This window comes from Microcystis sp. LSC13-02 (assembly GCA_002282935.1).
Taxonomy (GTDB): domain Bacteria; phylum Cyanobacteriota; class Cyanobacteriia; order Cyanobacteriales; family Microcystaceae; genus Microcystis.
This window is the reverse complement of record MTBT01000198.1, coordinates 1-17,179: the sequence shown is the minus strand read 5'-3', so window position 1 is coordinate 17,179 and position 17,179 is coordinate 1. Positions and strand designations below refer to the sequence as shown.

Annotated in this window: 17 protein-coding genes; 9 read left to right on the top strand and 8 right to left on the bottom strand. The window is 42.7% G+C overall.

Going from position 1 to position 17,179, the window contains the following annotated elements; translation table 11 throughout:
* The first annotated feature begins 328 nt into the window (after positions 1-328).
* The 3 genes from BGL89_RS12010 to corA all read left to right on the top strand — a co-directional run bounded on the left by BGL89_RS12010 (position 329) and on the right by corA (position 3,406).
* A complete protein-coding gene (locus BGL89_RS12010; RefSeq protein ID WP_002759475.1) occupies positions 329-622 on the top strand; it encodes a hypothetical protein in 294 nt (97 codons plus the stop codon).
* A gap of 254 nt (positions 623-876) precedes the next feature.
* Positions 877-2,154 (top strand): recombinase family protein, encoded by a 1,278-nt coding sequence (locus BGL89_RS12005; protein WP_286825900.1) that lies wholly within the window; start codon positions 877-879, stop codon positions 2,152-2,154.
* Positions 2,155-2,245: 91 nt separating this feature from the next.
* Positions 2,246-3,406: a magnesium/cobalt transporter CorA gene (corA, locus tag BGL89_RS12000; protein WP_286825899.1), complete on the top strand. Its 1,161-nt coding sequence runs from the start codon at positions 2,246-2,248 to the stop codon at positions 3,404-3,406.
* Between the two features lie 720 nt (positions 3,407-4,126).
* On the opposite strand, the gene BGL89_RS11995 is transcribed toward corA, so the two are convergent.
* From BGL89_RS11995 to BGL89_RS11985, 3 genes are all read right to left on the bottom strand, one after another.
* Positions 4,127-4,636: a tetratricopeptide repeat protein gene (locus tag BGL89_RS11995; RefSeq protein WP_286825898.1), complete on the bottom strand. Its 510-nt coding sequence runs from the start codon at positions 4,634-4,636 to the stop codon at positions 4,127-4,129.
* 24 nt (positions 4,637-4,660) lie between these two features.
* The gene (locus BGL89_RS11990) at positions 4,661-5,173 is read right to left on the bottom strand and encodes a hypothetical protein (protein ID WP_286825897.1); all 513 of its coding nucleotides are present in this window, start codon (positions 5,171-5,173) and stop codon (positions 4,661-4,663) included.
* 243 nt (positions 5,174-5,416) lie between these two features.
* A complete protein-coding gene (locus tag BGL89_RS11985) occupies positions 5,417-5,902 on the bottom strand; it encodes an allophycocyanin subunit alpha-B (RefSeq protein ID WP_012267184.1) in 486 nt (161 codons plus the stop codon).
* Positions 5,903-6,134: 232 nt separating this feature from the next.
* Between BGL89_RS11985 and BGL89_RS11980 the strand changes: the two genes are divergently transcribed.
* Positions 6,135-6,914, top strand: coding sequence for a slipin family protein (locus tag BGL89_RS11980; protein WP_286825896.1), 780 nt, complete (start codon positions 6,135-6,137; stop codon positions 6,912-6,914).
* Positions 6,915-7,157: 243 nt separating this feature from the next.
* On the opposite strand, the gene gorA is transcribed toward BGL89_RS11980, so the two are convergent.
* Positions 7,158-8,510 carry a glutathione-disulfide reductase gene (gorA, locus tag BGL89_RS11975; RefSeq protein WP_286825895.1) on the bottom strand — a complete coding sequence of 451 codons (1,353 nt, stop codon included), beginning with the start codon at positions 8,508-8,510 and terminating at the stop codon, positions 7,158-7,160.
* A 174-nt stretch (positions 8,511-8,684) separates the two neighbouring features.
* Between gorA and dacB the strand changes: the two genes are divergently transcribed.
* Together dacB and glgA are read left to right on the top strand one after the other, a co-directional pair.
* Positions 8,685-10,109, top strand: coding sequence for a D-alanyl-D-alanine carboxypeptidase/D-alanyl-D-alanine endopeptidase (dacB, locus tag BGL89_RS11970; RefSeq protein WP_286825894.1), 1,425 nt, complete (start codon positions 8,685-8,687; stop codon positions 10,107-10,109).
* Between the two features lie 213 nt (positions 10,110-10,322).
* Positions 10,323-11,801 (top strand): glycogen synthase GlgA, encoded by a 1,479-nt coding sequence (gene glgA, locus BGL89_RS11965; RefSeq protein ID WP_286825893.1) that lies wholly within the window; start codon positions 10,323-10,325, stop codon positions 11,799-11,801.
* 227 nt (positions 11,802-12,028) lie between these two features.
* On the opposite strand, the gene BGL89_RS11960 is transcribed toward glgA, so the two are convergent.
* From BGL89_RS11960 to trmB, 3 genes are read right to left on the bottom strand one after another with little or no spacing between them, the layout of a single operon-like run.
* Positions 12,029-12,829 (bottom strand): tetratricopeptide repeat protein, encoded by an 801-nt coding sequence (locus BGL89_RS11960; RefSeq protein ID WP_286825892.1) that lies wholly within the window; start codon positions 12,827-12,829, stop codon positions 12,029-12,031.
* Positions 12,830-12,848: 19 nt separating this feature from the next.
* On the bottom strand, positions 12,849-13,457 hold the full coding sequence (locus BGL89_RS11955; protein WP_286825891.1) for a hypothetical protein: 609 nt from the start codon (positions 13,455-13,457) through the stop codon (positions 12,849-12,851).
* A gap of 34 nt (positions 13,458-13,491) precedes the next feature.
* Positions 13,492-14,127, bottom strand: a complete 636-nt coding sequence (trmB, locus tag BGL89_RS11950; protein WP_286825890.1) for a tRNA (guanosine(46)-N7)-methyltransferase TrmB — start codon at positions 14,125-14,127, stop codon at positions 13,492-13,494.
* A 65-nt stretch (positions 14,128-14,192) separates the two neighbouring features.
* Between trmB and BGL89_RS11945 the strand changes: the two genes are divergently transcribed.
* The 3 genes from BGL89_RS11945 (at position 14,193) to petG (ending at position 16,285) form a co-directional block, all read left to right on the top strand.
* Entirely contained in the window at positions 14,193-15,329 is a 1,137-nt protein-coding gene (locus BGL89_RS11945; protein ID WP_286825889.1) for a metallophosphoesterase family protein, read from the top strand.
* Between the two features lie 88 nt (positions 15,330-15,417).
* On the top strand, positions 15,418-15,903 hold the full coding sequence (locus BGL89_RS11940; RefSeq protein WP_286825888.1) for a hypothetical protein: 486 nt from the start codon (positions 15,418-15,420) through the stop codon (positions 15,901-15,903).
* Positions 15,904-16,168: 265 nt separating this feature from the next.
* Complete coding sequence (petG, locus tag BGL89_RS11935; protein WP_286825887.1) at positions 16,169-16,285, top strand: cytochrome b6-f complex subunit V; 117 nt, start codon at positions 16,169-16,171, stop codon at positions 16,283-16,285.
* 170 nt (positions 16,286-16,455) lie between these two features.
* Here petG and BGL89_RS11930 read toward each other — a convergent pair whose 3' ends face one another.
* On the bottom strand, positions 16,456-17,007 hold the full coding sequence (locus BGL89_RS11930; RefSeq protein WP_286825886.1) for a 1,2-dihydroxy-3-keto-5-methylthiopentene dioxygenase: 552 nt from the start codon (positions 17,005-17,007) through the stop codon (positions 16,456-16,458).
* Positions 17,008-17,179 lie beyond the last annotated feature (172 nt).

Sequence of the window (17,179 nt, the reverse complement as noted above, 5' to 3'; positions counted from 1 at the left end):
GATGTAAAAAATCTAACACGGTTTCTATTAGATCATCAGGTGCTTGTTCGAGTTCTTGAATTAATTGTTGACGATGGTTCATAGACAGTCTGAACGAGTAATACAGTAAATGTGATGACTACCTTGAATTCTCAATGACGTTCTCAAATTTTGGCGAACTTTTTCCCAGAAATAGATTTTAATTGACTCATCTGAATTTCGGTGAACATTCGATCGCCTAGTAATATTGTACGATGATAATCGTTGCCGTTGCCTCTGGATTGGTAATTCTGCCATCTTTCGGGAGTGATAGAATGCGAAGTATCCCCCGCAACAAGGAATTTAGTTTATGAGTCAATCGGGAGAAACCGTCACCTATTCCCTAGAAGCCATCCTGACGCGGATCGAGGGAAAGATCGATCGAATCGATGATCGCCTGACAAAACTAGAGGTAGGACAGGCAAAATTAATCGAGAAAGTCGAGGGAATGGATAAGCGGTTAGAAAGGCTAGAAAACGAACAATCGGGGCTAGTTAAGGATATATCCGATTTAAAAGGGGCGAAATCGCTGATTATCCCCGTAACCGTCGCAATTATTACCGCCATACTCACGGTTTTCCTTCGCTCTTTACCCTCTCCCTAGACGAATCGCGCCCGGCCTAGAAATTGCCAAGTGTAGCGGAACGATCGCCAGCTTGCGGGGGTTAGGGAGATGGGCAGAAATTCCTTTTCCATTCGCCCGCAGGTAAGCTGTTGACTATCTAAATTACTGGTTAAGACTGTCTATGAGCGCCGGAGTTGGGGGCCGGGTCGAGGAAGTTCGAGCATTTGTACTAAACTTTTCAAGACGCGGTTTAAAGGCAGTACAGCTTATCTATACCAGGATTTCGGCAAAACATGAAAATTATCGCCTACACCTATACCAATCCCCTGCTCGATAGTCCCCCCGATGCCTCGATTTGGGTCTATTCTCCCGAACAAGTGTATCAGGATTTTGGCGATCGCTCACAACGACAGCAACTGCTCCGCGATTGTCAAGGGACTCCCCCCCGACTGCTGATCCTGCGTCGCATAGCAGAATTGGGAGACAATGGCACAGAAGTTAGCAAAATTTTACAATCCTTAGAAGCCCTCGACATAGATATAATTGCCCTAGAAGACCCGGATTATAAGCTGAATTTTGCCAAGATTCTGCAAGAAATCGCAAAAAACGAACTAAGTAACCGTTTAAAAGCAGGTCACGCTCACAATCGTCTGCAAGCTTTGCCTCCCCCCGGAAAAGCCCCCTACGGTTATCGTCGTGGCAAGGAGCGTTATATACTCGATCGCAGTACCGCACCAGTAGTCAAAGACTTTTTTGATCGCTTTTTGATTTCCGCTTCCCTGCGTTCCACGGTGCGCTATCTAGAAAAACGCTACGGCAAGAAGATATCGGTAGCCACTGCCCATAAATGGCTGAATAATCCCGTTTATCGCGGCGATTTGTGCTATCTCGGTCAAGATATTATCCCCGATACCCACACCCCGATTATCTCCCGGGAAGAAGCGGCCCAGATCGATCGCATCCTGAGAAATAATCGCAAATTACCCCCCCGCAGTGCCAGCGCCCCGCGTTCCTTAGCGGGTTTAGTCCTCTGTAGTCAATGTCAATCGGGGATGACGATTACCAAAGTGACGGCGCGAGGAAAAGGCACAGAATACCTCTATTTGCGACCTTTGCAATGTCCCCGGACAAAAAAATGTTCGGCGATCGCTTATGAAAAAATTCTTGATAGCACAATCGAGCGCATTTGTCAAGACCTACCACCGACGATCGCTCAGATATCTTTACCGGATTTAGAGGGGATCAAACGGGGAATGAGCGAGGAAATAAGGCAAAAAAACGATATTTTGTCGCAATTGCCCTCCCTAGAAGCGGCCGGAGTTTTAGATCAAGAAACGGCTAATCTACGGGCCTATAAACTGAAAAACGAGATCGCGCAGATTCAAGGACGTTTAGACCAATTACCCCCCGATAACCTGACTATTATCGCTCGTGCCGTTGCTTTTCCGCAATTTTGGCGAGATTTATCGGAAATCGAGCGCCGTTTTTATTTTCGCGAGTTTATCCGTCACATCGAAATCGAGAGGGAAACGGCTAATAATTGGCATTTACGTTTAATATTCGTTTTTTAACAATCTTGGACAATCTTAAAGTTAGCTAAAAATTGAGGAATGTTTGAGCGATCAATGCTAAGAAAAAGGCAAACAGCGATCGATCTCAACTATGAGCAATAACAAAAGATTAACTAGGTATAAAAAAGGGCGAAAATCCTCCCAGACAAAACCCCACCTTTACGATTACCACTATAACCAACCCGGGACGATGCCGGGGTTAATCACCATCGATGAAAATGCCGTTACTACCGAGATATTTTTAATTAATTATAATTCTCAACAAGCCACTATAGTTAATAATCTCTTACCTCAAGACTGTCTTAAATATTTATCCAATGATTCCATCTCTTGGATCGATATCGTCGGTTTGGGTAATGAAGATAAACTGCAAGAGTTGGGGGAAATTTTTCATTTACATCCCTTAACCCTTGAGGATATAGTCAGTATTCCCCAAAGACCAAAAGTGGAAGAATGCGATAATTATATTTTAATTATCGTGCCAATGGCCATCCTGATCGATCATCAGGGTTTTTTGTTAGAACAAATCAGTTTAATAGTCGGGAAGAATTATATTTTAACCGTGCAGGAAGAAGGACAATACGATTCTTTAGAGGGAGTTAGGGAAAGAATCCGTTTGAATAAAGGTTCCATCCGGCAGCAAAAATCGGGTTATTTAGCCTACTCGATTTGGGATGCAATTATTGACGGTTATTTTCCTGTTTTAGAGTCCTACGGAGAAAGAATCGAGGAGTTAGAAAACGAAATTTTAGCTAGTCCCACGGAACAGACTTTATCAAAAATTTACCAACTACGTCAGGAATTACTCTCCCTGCGACGGGCAATTTGGCCGCAAAGGGACACCCTCAATGCGCTTTTACGGGATGAGTATATTGTCATCGATACAACGATTAAACCCTATCTACGAGACTGTTATGACCATGTAGTACAAATCCTCGATGTTATCGAAAATTACCGGGAATTTGCCAATGGTTTAATGGATTTTTACCTGTCTTCCGTGAGTAATAAAATGAACGAGATTATGAAAACTTTAACGGTAATCTCGACGATTTTTATCCCGCTCACCTTCATTGTCGGTATTTATGGTATGAACTTTAATCCTGATAAATCTCCCTATAATATGCCCGAATTAGAATGGTATTGGGGCTATGTGTTCGTCTGGGTGTTGATGCTAACCGTTGCTTTGAGTTTAATCATTTTCTTTTGGCGACGTGGCTGGTTTAAGAACCTATCGACAGCGAAGAAAAGATAAACTGTTAAGCAGATTAGACAGACCGGACTTCATTGCTGGCATCTAGCAAGAGAAAATGGCTATTGCAGAGAAATTAATAGTTTAGTGTCTACGGTATTTTTTAACACTTTCAGTTGATGGCTTCTCATTTTGTCCAACCAACTATAGTGCTGGCTGTGACATTGATAGACGATATCGATGTCACCAATCTCTGACTTAACCTGAGCCAAGTAGTTTTCTAGTTCGCTAATTTTCATAACCAATCTCGCTTGCGCTGAAGGACATCAACCCTAAACCAAGAATTATCCCTAAAGGATAGGGGTGACTACAGTTATTATTATAGGCCGATCATAATTCCTAAAAAAGTTCTTATCTAGGGTTTGCTGAAAAAGCTTTTCCTGGGGGCAGGGTGTGGGGTGTGGGGTGTGGGGTGTGGGGTGTGGGGTGTGGGGTTTTACCCATTTTCAGGGGGTCAATTACCTAATTTTCAGGGAAAAAGTACCTGAATTTTCCCCCTGAACACTCCAATGGCCGGCAGTTTTTGATTTCAAAAAAGCCTAAAAATATTATCCAACAAGGTTTTTAGATTTATTCAGCAGACCCTAGGTAAAGGGGCTAATTTACCGAAGCAGGGCCGCAGTAATGCCCAAGCAATGTCGATAATCGCAACAAGTCAAGAGATAAAAAATTCTCGATATTGTCTTTCACTTCGCCCAACTTCAATAATTAATTCTTTTTTCATTACTTTTTAGGTTCTGGGGGTTGCTGTTTGGAAGCTGCCGCAATCGCTTGATTTAAGCGAGTTAATTCTTCTTTAAACTTCGGTTCTTGGGGATAATTTTTGACTAATTTTTCTAGGATACTTTTAGCTCCAGAAACGTCTTGAGTTTGTAATCTTGTTCCATAAAGAACTAGCATAACTTCCAGATTGTCGGGATATTTTTGATATAACTTTTCTAAAGGTTCTCTGGCTCCGATAAAATCTTTTAACTGTAAGCGAGCTTGGGCCAGTCCTTGCAAAGCAGTGGGGTTATCCGGTTCGCGTTCGAGAATTTTCTCGTAACCTTTGACCATTTCTGCTAATTTTTCGGGAGGAATAGTTGCCTCTTGCCCAGGTTGATTGCCTTGGGGGGAATTAGAATTATTATTTTTCCATAAACCTAAAGTTGGCACCACCATTAAAGCCAGAAATACTAAACCAGAGGAAACAATTAAGACTCGTTTGAGCGTATCGTTATTTTTTTTTGGCATACTTTTTAAAGATTAGAGATAAGATTAATCGGTAGTAACTCGATGAAATTCGTGACCCCAAAGATTATAAGCCCAAATTCCCAAGCCAAAACTACCTAAGCAGAGGATGGTGAGCATCAGGAAAACTTGCCACCTATTGTAACCTGCTTCCTGAATTTCTAGACGACCAAGGATAGCAGCAGCTAACAGGATTAAAACTCGACTAAATACCGCCCACTTGTGGAAGATAAAGACTATCGCCAAAGACCAGCCGAGAATTGATAATACAGCGCTAATATCGTTTTTAAACCAACTGCGGAAAAATACCGGCATTAAGTGACTAAACAGAGTTAATCCTAGGGCAATTGAGAGGATAACCCCTACCACTAGGATATAGATGATGATTTCTAGCCATTCGCTCGTGAGAGTCCAATTCATCTCATCACCGCGGACAAGTAACCAATCACTCCATGATAAACGCTCATGGGCGATCGACCAGCCAAACACCCCATAGACCGATGGAATCAGAAAAGTCAGTAGTATAATGCGCCAAAACATAATCAGTTATCGGTTATCAGTTATCAGTTTTGAGTTTTAAGTTTTAAGTTGTGAGTTGTGAGTTGTGAGTTTTGAGTATTAAGTGAGCAGTATGTATTAAGTGAGCCTCATCAAATGGCAGTTTCCTACTGTCTTTTCACTGATTACTGATTACTGATTACTGAAAAAAGTCAAGCCTGAACCCTGAAAGAGACGAAAATTGCTCCTTTTCAGACTTCAGGCCTCTGGGACTGTCCCGATCGCTTAGGACATATACTGGATGATAAAGTCGAAGTAGGGGGCTGCTGCCACGGCATCCTCTTGAGTCAAAAGACCTAAAGCGGCCTCTTTGAGACAACGAATCGCCTCCACCATGCCGGGGACGGGAACATTAAGAGAGTTATACATCTCTTTGACCCCGATCAGACCGGTTTGTTCGATCGGTCCCTTATCTCCGGCTAATACCCCATAGGTAACTAGACGCAGATACCAACCATAATCGCGCAAGCATTGATTATATTGACGCTGACCGTAGGCATTCCCCCCCGGCGCTCTATAATCGGGACGTTTCTTGAACAGTTGTTTTTGAGCCTGATCGACGATTTTTTTCTCATTGTCAGCGAGAGTTTCGGCAATGCGAATTCTCTGCTCACCGGTTTTTAAAAATTGCCCGATACCCTGTAGTTCACCACTACTAGGATAACGAAGTTCGTCGTCGGCTTTGAGGATGACTTGGCTAACTACGCTCATAATATCAAGGTAAATTCTGATAACATTCTGTAGTTTATCTCAGGTCGGGGTCTGGAAGTCGAGTCATCGCTGCTGGTTGGGCAATTCCTAAAAATTGTAATATTTCGTTATGAGTTTCCCCGACAGCCCGGTTACTCTCTAGAATGAATGTATTAGTGGTCAGCAGTGAGGAGATTGCAATTGAGATGTCACCGCACACTGATTAACTTGAACCCGATAACTGGTAATTAATATGGAATTTTTAGCACCCTTCTTGTTGATAGCGGGCATTCTGGGATTAAATGGCTTTAAAATCGATCGAGAATACCAGCGTGGTGTTATCTTTCGCCTAGGGCGTTATCAAGACACCAAAGGCCCCGGACTGTACTGGATCATTCCCCTAGTTGACCAAAAAATGCAGCTGGATATTCGCACCAAAACCGTCGATATCGCCCCGCAAGAAACTGTCACCGCCGATAATGTCACAATTAAGGTTAATGCGGTTCTCTACTATCGCATTATCGACCCCAACAAAGCGATTAATAAAGTCGAATCCTATTCTGCGGCCGTTTACCAAGCGGCCATGACCACTTTAAGAAATGTAGTTGGTCAAAATCATCTCGATGATGTCTTGCAAAAACGAGACAAAATTAATCAAGCAGTCCAACAAATTGTCGATGAAATTAGCGAACCTTGGGGCATTGATATCGAACGGGTGGAGATGAAAGATGTGGAAATTCCCACCGCTATGCAGCGAGCTATGGCCAAGGAAGCGGAAGCATTGCGAGAAAAACGCGCCCGTTTGATTAAAGCTGCCGCAGAACAGGAAGCCTCCTTAAAATTAGCGGAAGCTTCCCGATTAATCATGGAAAATCCCGCCGCTTTGGAATTACGCCGCCTACAAATGTTAACGGAAATTGGAGCGGAAAATAACACCAGTACCATCATTATGATCCCCTCCGATATCTTAAATCTTGCTCAAAAATTAGCCGAAAAACCATCACAAAATATTGTCAATAGCCAAAAGGGTTAATTTTCTCCAGTGTGTTAGACAAACCTAACGGCTGCATCTCATTTTTGTCAATCTACCAAGTTGGGATTTTAGCTTTTGGGGGGTTCTACCCCCCAAACCCCGGAGCGCATTAGTTTTTCGGTGGGATGCTTACAGGCAGCTGCTGATATATCTGTAATAATCTAAGAGTCACTGATAATTGCTGATTGTCGGTATTTCTGTAAGTGTGAGATGCACCCAACCTAACACACCTAAAATTGTTAATTAACGCATGGTGACGAATTCCTCGGCGGCACTGGGGTGAATGCCGACAGTGGCATCAAAATCGGCTTTTGTCGCCCCCATTTTTACGGCAATGGCTACTCCTTGAATAATTTCGGCGGCGTGATCTCCTACCATGTGCGCGCCAAGAATTTTACCACTTTCCTGATGGACAACTAATTTCATCAAAGTTTTGTCCTCTCGGGCCGGTAAAACATTGTAACCAGGGCGGAATTTAGACCGATAAACTTTAATCCCCGTCTCACCATATAGGTTTTTTGCTTGCAATTCTGTTAATCCCACCGTCGCCGCTTCAGGAGTAGAAAATACTGCCGAAGGAACATTTTCATAACTCATTAACCGGGGTTTATTACCGAAGACTGTATCGGCAAAAGCGCGCCCCTCATTAATGGCCACGGGAGTTAAATTAATTTTATCGGTACAATCGCCCACGGCATAGATATTGTCTTCGCTGGTTTGGCTATACTCGTTGACAACAATTGCCCCATTTTTTACCTCGACATTGACATTCTCTAAGCCCAATTTTTCCAGCTTAGGAATTCTTCCAGTAGCCGCTAAACCTAGGGCATCAACAAATAAAATTTCTGAGGTTTCTTGACCCTGAATATGTACTTTTAACCCCTCGGCAGTTTTCTCGATCGAAGTGGGGAAAGTTTCGGGCATAATTTTAATTCCCTGACGGATCATTTCCGCTTGAATCTCATCGCGTATATCCTCATCAAACCCTCTTAAAATCTTGTCTTTACGGATTAACTGCACCACTTCTGTCCCTAATCCGTGCATAATACCAGCAAATTCTACCCCAATATATCCCGCCCCTAAAACTATAATTCTTTTTGGTTGTTCTGGCAGTTGAAACATGGCATCAGAAACTACTGTATGTTCAATCCCCGGAATATTAGGTTTAACGGGATGTCCCCCCACGGCAATTAAAATTTTATCGGCAGTAATTTTCTCGTCTCCTACCTCTAGGGTATGGGTATCAATAAACTTGGCATAATTAGGAAAAATCGTCACTTGAGAATTATCTAGCATCTTTTGATAAATGCCATTCAAACGTATAGTTTCCTGATTAACCGCACTAATTAATTTTTGCCAATTTAACTGACTCTCTACCGGACTCCACCCGTAACCTTCCGCATCCTTAAATAGTTGCGGAAAACGACTAGAATAAACCATTAATTTTTTGGGAATACAACCGCGATTAACACAGGTTCCTCCCAAACGATCGTATTCTGCTAATCCCACTTTTGCCCCGTATTCGGCTGCCCGTCTAGCGGTGGCAATACCACCAGAACCACCACCAATCACCAATAAATCAAAATCATAACTCATAAAAACATCCTCGCAAATGAATAGAAGTTTGACGGAATCAAGAAACTTTTTGGGCAAAAAGGGGAGCGAATATCTCGGATCAATCCCTAACTGAATCTATCGAGTAACTAGGACAATATAGTCACTAATGCTGCTAAATTAGAGTCAATTTACCTACGGCCAAGATTTAATTCTATGCTAACACGCCGCTCGAAATTATCTTTTCTCTTGGGGACTTGTTCCCTATTTCTCTGGGTAAACCATCCCGTCACCCTCGCAACCCCCATCAGTCCAGACAATCCCCCCCCTTCCGAGTTTATCTGTCCCGCAGACTTAGCCACCAGGATCGATCGCATTTTGGCCCGACCCGATTATCAAGGCGCTTATTGGGGAATTTTAGTAAAATACCTCAATTCTGACCAAAATATCTATAGTGTCCACGAAAATAACTTTTTTACTCCCGCTTCTACCGCAAAATTATTAACCACTGCCGCCGCTTTTAGCAAATTTAACCGCGATTATCGTCTGAAAACCCCCATTTTAGTTCAAGGCAATCCCCCCGATTTAGAAACTTTAACCTTAGTCGGGAGGGGAGATGCCACCATAACCACAGAAAAGTTAGAAAAATTAGCAGAAAAGTTAAAAGCACAGGGAATTAACTCAATTTCTCGCTTAATTGTCGTTGCTAGTCCTTTTCTTGTCTCCGATAGTCAAAAAACCTGGGAATGGGAAGATGTCTTTTTTGACTATGCTGTACCCGCTTCTAGCTTGGTTTTAAACGAAAATTCCGTCACTTTAAAGCTTTTACCGCGACAATTGGGGCAAAGCTTAGATTTACAATGGTCTGATCCCATTGCCGCTAAACAATGGCTAATTGAGAATCAAACCAGCACCGCAGCGCAAGGAAGCCCGAATACTCTGGCAATTAAGGGCAATTTAGCCAATAATCGCCTGATTATCACTGGTTCTCTGGCGATAGATAGTCAAGATGATTTTAATTTAGCTATTCCCCAACCCTCGGAATATTTCCTGGCTCGCTGGCGTAATATCCTTGAAAAAGCGGGAATTACTGTTAAAAACGCAGAAATTAGTTCACAGATTCTCGGCGATGAAATCACCAATTTAGCATCAGAACCCCTAGCATATTTGGTGGAAAAAGTCAATAAAAATAGCGATAATTTACTAGCCGAAACCCTACTACAAATGCTCGGCGGTGTGACGGGATTGCAAGAAACTTTAACAAAACTGGGAATTAACAGCGATAGTTATAAAATCGGCGACGGTTCGGGGTTATCACGACAAAACCTAATTAAACCCAAGACTTTAGGTCAAATTTTACAAATAATGGCAGAAAACCCTGATTATCGTCGTTCTTTAGCCATTGGCGGCATTGATGGCACTTTAACCAATAGATTTCGCCAGACTCCCCTAGAAGGACGATTACAGGCAAAAACCGGGACTTTAACCGGAGTTATCGCCCTCGCGGGTTATCTAGCAACCGCCGACAATCAACCCCTAATCTTTAGCATAACCGTAAATAACAGCGATCAACCCGCCACCACCCTCAGAAACGGCATTGATGAGGTGATTTTGCTCCTAGGACAGTTAAAACGCTGTTAATCTTCAGGAGACTCCGAGACAGGAGATGGGGAGATGGGGAGATAGGGATTTAGGGAGATAGGGAGATAGGGAGATAGGGAAATTTCAGCTAAATTCCCCCACTACCCCAACACCCAACTAATTCGATCGAGTCATTTAATCACAGAAGACTGTATACTTTTGTAAAAATTGCTTCTAGCTGACCTGTAGATTAATCGACGGAGTTATTGATATATGTATATAGTTCAGATTGCCTCTGAGTGCGCTCCAGTGATTAAAGCTGGGGGATTGGGGGATGTGGTATATGGATTGAGTCGAGAATTAGAAATTCGCGGTCATTGCGTGGAGCTAATCCTACCCATGTATGATTGTATGCGCTACGACCAAATTTGGGGCTTACACGAGGCTTATCGGGACCTGTGGGTACCTTGGTACGGTGGGGCAATTCACTGTAACGTTTTTTGTGGTTGGGTACACGGGCGCTTGTGTTTCTTTATTCAACCCAATTCGGGCGATAATTTCTTTAATCGCGGTACTTACTACGGTTGTAAGGACGATAATATGCGTTTTGCCTTCTTCTGCAAAGCCGCTTTAGAATTTTTGCTCAGAAGTAATAAACGTCCCGATATAATTCATTGTCACGACTGGCAAACCGGTTTAATTCCGCCCTTACTTTTTGAAATTTATAAATATCATGGTATGGGCAATCAGCGCGTTCTCTACACCATCCATAACTTTAAACATCAAGGATTTGCTGGTGCGGAAATTCTCTGGGCAACAGGATTAAATAACGATACTTACTACTTTAGCTATGCCCGAATGCGCGATAACTTCAATCCTTTTGTGATTAATTTTATGAAAGGTGGTATCGTCTTTTCCAACTATTTCAATACCGTCTCACCCCACCATGCTTGGGAAGCACACCACACCGAGGTTAGTTACGGTTTAGGTCATACAATTCACCAGCATCAACAGAAATTTACCGGCATTCTCAACGGTTTAGATTACAATATCTGGAACCCAGAGGTGGATAAATTTATTGCTGCACCCTACGGTGTTGATAGCTTCTCCGAGAAGGCACGCAATAAGAAGGCACTGCGAGAAAGACTCTGGTTAAGAGATGAACCAGAAAAACCCTTAATTTGCTATGTCGGTCGTTTAGATGACCAAAAAGGCGTACATTTAGTTCACCATGCCATGTATTATGCCTTAGCTCGCGGGGCGCAATTTGTCCTCTTAGGTTCCGCCACCGAATCGTTAATTAATAACTGGTTCTGGCACGAGAAAAATCACCTAAATAATAACCCTGATGTTCATATTGAATTGGGCTTTAATGAGGAATTATCTCACCTCATTTATGCGGGGGCCGATATGATTGTGGTTCCCAGTAATTTTGAACCCTGCGGACTGACACAAGTAATCAGCTTAAAATACGGAACCGTTCCCATCGTCCGGGGAGTTGGTGGTTTAGTTAATACGGTTTTTGATCGCGATTATGATACCTATCACAAACCCGAAGAACGCAATGGTTTTGTCTTTTTTGATCCCGATAATAATGCCCTCGAATCAGCCATGTCCCGGGCATTAGAATTGTGGTACACTCAACCGGAAGAATTCCAAAAATTAGCGATTCAAGGCATGGAATGCGATTACTCTTGGAATCGTCCCGGCGAAGAATACGTTGCCCTTTATGAAATGATTCGCCACAAATAAACCCCATCTTGTCTCTAGCAATTCCCTGGTAGTTGTTTGTTGCAATTTCTTGGGGAATTGCTTTAGTTTTGACCGACTCCTGACTTGAAAGAGGGTGTAGGGTGTGGGGTGTGGGGTGTAGGGAAGGAAACCTCTTTCATCTGTGGGGGTGAAAATTTTTTCATCGAGACTGACTCCTGATGACCGACTCCTAACCCCACCAACAAACTTTTTGCCGCAAACCCTACCTAGTAGAGCAGAAATGTTAACTTTGCTTGGTATTCTTGGGTGAGGGGATGACTAACTCCCAAAATCTGAAATATAGCTAATATGGCTTTTCTTGCCCCATCCTGACGATATTTTCTACTTTTTCCCACCAGACCGATCAGTTGCTCTAAAGCGGCGGCATAATCTTCTTTTAATGCGGAATTAATCCCAGTAAAAAATATCGGATCGAGGGGATTATTTTCTGGTTTTAACTGTTGAAATTCTAGGAGAGTTTTCCAACCTTTGATCACGGGATTTTCTTCTTTAATAGCACTGATTAATCGGTAAGCATCAGACCATTTTTCTAGACGCATGAGAAATTTTACCGCCATAATAACTAATCGCGGTTCGTTGGGATATTTAGGAAAAAGATGATCGAATAATTGTTTAGCTGCGGGCAAATTATCGAGGGCGATCGCTTCTTGTATTTCTGCTAATCCTGTTTCTAATTCCGATTTTAAATCGAGACGGGAAAATAAGTCTCTAATTTGTTCTTCTGGCAAAGCACCGACAAAACAGGGTAACACTTCTCCCTTGCTGACAATTCGCACATCGGGAACTCCTTCTACATCGTATTGTTCGGCTAATTCGGGATTTTTATCTATATCTATTTTGGCAAGGATAAAATTATATTCGCTTGCCAGTTTTTCTAGCATTGGTTTTACCAATTTACAGGGTCCACACCACAGAGCATAAAAGTCTAAAATCACTGTATTTAGATAGGATTTCTCAATCACTTCACTGTCAAAATTTGTCCCATCTACCTCGATAGAATATCCCATCTATTTCTCCTCTAATAACTTATTTTTCAGCTAGTTTTGTCTCACTTATCTCTTTTACCCAAAGGGCTAATCCTCCCCCTCGTCCCCGGGCTGCCATCATTGTTTCTGTGATCAGAAAATAGGCAAAAAATGCCTGTTTTTTGATACTTTCCTGATAAAAATTCGCTTCACTTGCCCGCCCATTTCTAATAAAACCTGAATAGAGAGAGCGATTAAATAGGGTTAGGTTGAGCCGGGTAAAATCAAAGGCGAGAAGACGGGTTTTAGGAAAAAACTTAACCGGACCGCTTACAGATAGTTTTACTGCTCCTAAAACTATGTGATTGCTGACGGTTCCAGAGATAAATTCTCCCGGTTCTAAACTCTCATTTCTTTGGTAAGAGATGGTAATTTTTAACCAGGACGGTAGATAGCGACCCTTACCCAAAACAATTCCCGCTCTCTTTTTAGCTTTTTGAGTTCCCGTGATAAAGTATAATCGCCAAGTACCGACTAAAGCCTCAAAAGTAAGATTTTCTTTAGTTTTTTTAGTGTTTTTTTCTTTTGTTAAGAGAAATTCTAGCAATTGAGAGACAGGGGGGCGATTATTATCCTCAAGTATTAGGGGTGAGTCGAGATTTCTAACCATGATTTCAGACAGTGCCAAGATATTTTAGCTGAAGCTACCGAACTCGAAAAAGCGAGCGATAAACCGGTTGACCCTTATTATAAGTGGACTTTTCCCTCTCCGTCGGTACGGGGAAAATATTTTCCTCTAACCAGGGGGTTTGATGTTGCCGAACAAAATTGGGATGTGCTTGAAATCTCTCGGTCATTTCCAGGGCGATCGATTCCACATCCGACTGTAAAAAAACCCAGCCCCCAGCTACCATATACTTAGCCAAAGCTATGACTAATTCTGGCTGCACAACCCGACGCTTGCTGTGACGCTGTTTAAACCAAGGATCGGGAAATTGAATCGACACCCAAAATAACTTATCTGCGGGCAAAGATTGCAGTAAAATTTCTGGGGCAACATTCATATTGCCAAAAACAAAAGCGAGATTACTTAATCCTAACCTTTCCCGTTCCTGATTGGCTTCAATTACCAAAGGTTGACGAATTTCAATGCCCAAAAAATTAATTTCTGGCTCTACTTGGGCCATTTGTAACAAAAATTTACCCCGCGCACAACCAATGTCAAGATGGAGAGGTTGCGTCATATCCTGATAAACTTGATTCCAATCGGGGGGAGCGATCGGATGGCGATATTTATGACTTAAGGGATTGACGTGCTGACGAACGCGAACTTTAGCCAAAGATATTTTCTCCTCATTTCTCCTCGATCGATCTAGTTTACCGATATTTAGCCCAATTTAATGCGATGAATTTCCGTTTCGCCATTCTCAGCGATCCTCATATCGCTTTACCCACAACCATTTTGAACCATTCTAATCGCTTTCATCTGGTGGAAGTGAGTATTCCTGCTTTAAAAATTGTTTTAGACCATCTCATCACTCTTAACCTCGATTTTCTGCTGATTGCTGGCGATTTAACCCAAGATGGTGAACCAGAAAATCATCGTTGGTTAGCCGATTGTTTAGCTACTTTACCCTTCCCCGTCTATGTGGTGCCGGGTAATCATGATGTTTTGAGTTTAACCGCAACAGAAAACCAGATCGGTTTAGCAGATTTTCCCTTTTATTATCAACAATTTGGTTACAGCAATCCCGAACAAATATACTACCAACAAGAAATTTCACCCGGAGTGCAATTAATCGGTCTTAATTCTAATCAATTTGATGACCAAGGTAAACAAATTGGCAGTTTAGATGCAGAACAATTGCATTGGTTAAAACAGACTTTACCCGCGCTAAAAAACGATCTAGTGATGGTGATGATCCATCATAACGTTATCGAGCATTTACCCGGACAAAGCAATCATGAATTAGGTAAACGCTATATGTTGGCTAATGCGGTAGAACTGCTCGATATACTACAGGAAAACGGCGTAAAATTGTTGATTACTGGCCATCTCCACGTGCAAGATCTGGCTTTTACTAGAGGTATCTATGAAATTACCACCGGTTCCCTCGTCAGTTATCCCCATCCCTACCGGGTGCTAGAATATTGCGAAAACACAGGAGAATTAGCCATAGAATCCTTTCATCTGCAAAATATACCCGGATGGGAGAATTTACCCGCTATTTCTCGGCAATGGTTAGGCGATCGCTCTTATCCTTTTATGATGCGTTTGTTAACCTGCCATCCCCTCAATCTTCCCGTGAGTCTAGCGGAGGAATTAGCGCCGAAATTACGAAATTTTTGGGCAGATGTGGCCAAAGGTGACACAATCTTCGATTTTAGCGATTTTCCGCCCCTAGCACGCCGTTATTTTGACGCTTTCAGTGCCATCGATCCCCTCGGTAATCCTCATTTTATCGACAATCAAGCTGTAATTAGTTTCAAGCATCAGTTAAGTTATCGGCGATCAAACTTGCTGGTGGAGATGAGAGAATAGCTGCAACAAATAATTCACTATAGCTTATAGTTATAGGACTATCCGGCAGCGCAGCCGCTATCTTGGCAGAAAATATCAAAAAAAATCAATGGAAGCAATTAAAAAGGAATTGAAAAAAATCGGTTCTCTTGCCCTGTTTTTTTTCTTGGCTTTCGGTTATATTCTTCTGATCATGAAATTATTTCTGGAAGAGTATTCGATTACTACCTACGTTTTGGGTAAAGCGATCTTAGGAGCGATCATTGCCGCAAAAACCGTGGCAATTCTCGACGTGGCCCTGAAGCTAGAATGGTTAGAAAATCGACCCCGTTACGTTAGTGTTCTGTATCGAACCTTTGTTTACACCCTAGCAGCACTGATTCTCGGATCGATCGAGGGTTTTCTGGAAGCTTATCGGGGAACGCGGGTGATTTCGGAGGCAATGGCCAAATTTTGGCAAAGGGAAAGTTTCTCTCAAATCCTTGCGGTTACTCTCTGTCTAGCAGTGGTTTTTTTTCTCCACAATCTCTGGCAAGAAATCGATCGCTATTGGGGTAAAGGCACATTGAGAAAATTTTTTCTCGGTCGCTCCTAGAGTACAGCAGTTATCTTAATGGTGAGATAGGAAGTTTTCCTTTTGGGGAGTCGGGAGATAGGGATTTAGGGAAATTTCAGCTAAATTCCCCACTATCCCCCGCAACGCGCACGCAGTGACCACCCCACTACCCCAACACCCCACTACCCCCACGAAAAACTTTTTGCCGCAAACCCCATCTCCCCCCTGCTCGCCCTATCTTTCGCCGGCGACCCCTGCTAGGATAATATACGGGTGAAAAATTGCTAATCCAAGGAGTACAGACGTGATTGAACCTTTAGTGCTAGGGATTACCCTAGGCTTAATTCCCATTACCCTAGCGGGTTTGTTCGTTGCCGCCTATTTACAGTACAAACGGGGCAATCAATTAGGCTTAGACTAAATCTATCAGGCCAATCCCCCGAATTGAGACAATCTCCCGTCAAGCTAGGCACTAGACGGGAGATTTTTCAACAGGACAAATTTGCCGCTTAACAGATTGTGGCTGCCGGCGTTGCCATCCCTGCAAAACTCATCTGTCTTATGGGGAGAGCGCTCGCCTGAAACCAAAGGCTACAGGGCTGTTAAACTAGGAAAACGAATGACAGTTTCCGTATATTCGGGAACCCATCCGGCGGTACTGGTGAAGTAACGCACTGCTTTAACTCGTTTACTGGCAGTGAGGTGAAACCAGTGTTCGCTCTGGGCGGGAACATTGATATATTCTTGAGGTTGAATAGTTAATTCCCCCTGAGAACCATCGGCAAAGACAAAGCCAAAAACCCCTTCTCCATCAATGATATAACGCACCTCATCGTCGGCGTGGGTGTGACAGCGCTCGAACTTTGCCAGTAAAGTGTCGAGATTGGGAATTTCAGGGTGCAAAACGATTAAATCTCTAGCTTGATAACCCGCTTCTTGCTTTAGTTGCTTAAAATAACCGTCTAAGCTGGTTAAAACTATTTCTTTTTCTTCGTCAGTGAGAGAAGCTTGTTTAAGTAGCTGACGGGTGGCTTCGTTTTCGATCGGCCAATAGTTTAAAGTGACATTTAATTTGGCCAATTCCAGACTAATATCGGCTAACTGGGTATAGGTTGTCCCATTCTCCAAGCGTAGTATCGCCATTAATTATCATCCTCAAGATTACTTTTTCTATTTTAAAGTTTTCCAGAGAGGAGCCGCTCGATTTTTTGCCCCTCGCTCCCTTGCAGCAATTCTCATTTTGAAAACAAAAGAAGATAAAGTTCTCTATGTGAACAAGAGAACTTCTGTCTAATTATCATTTTTTTTCAAGATA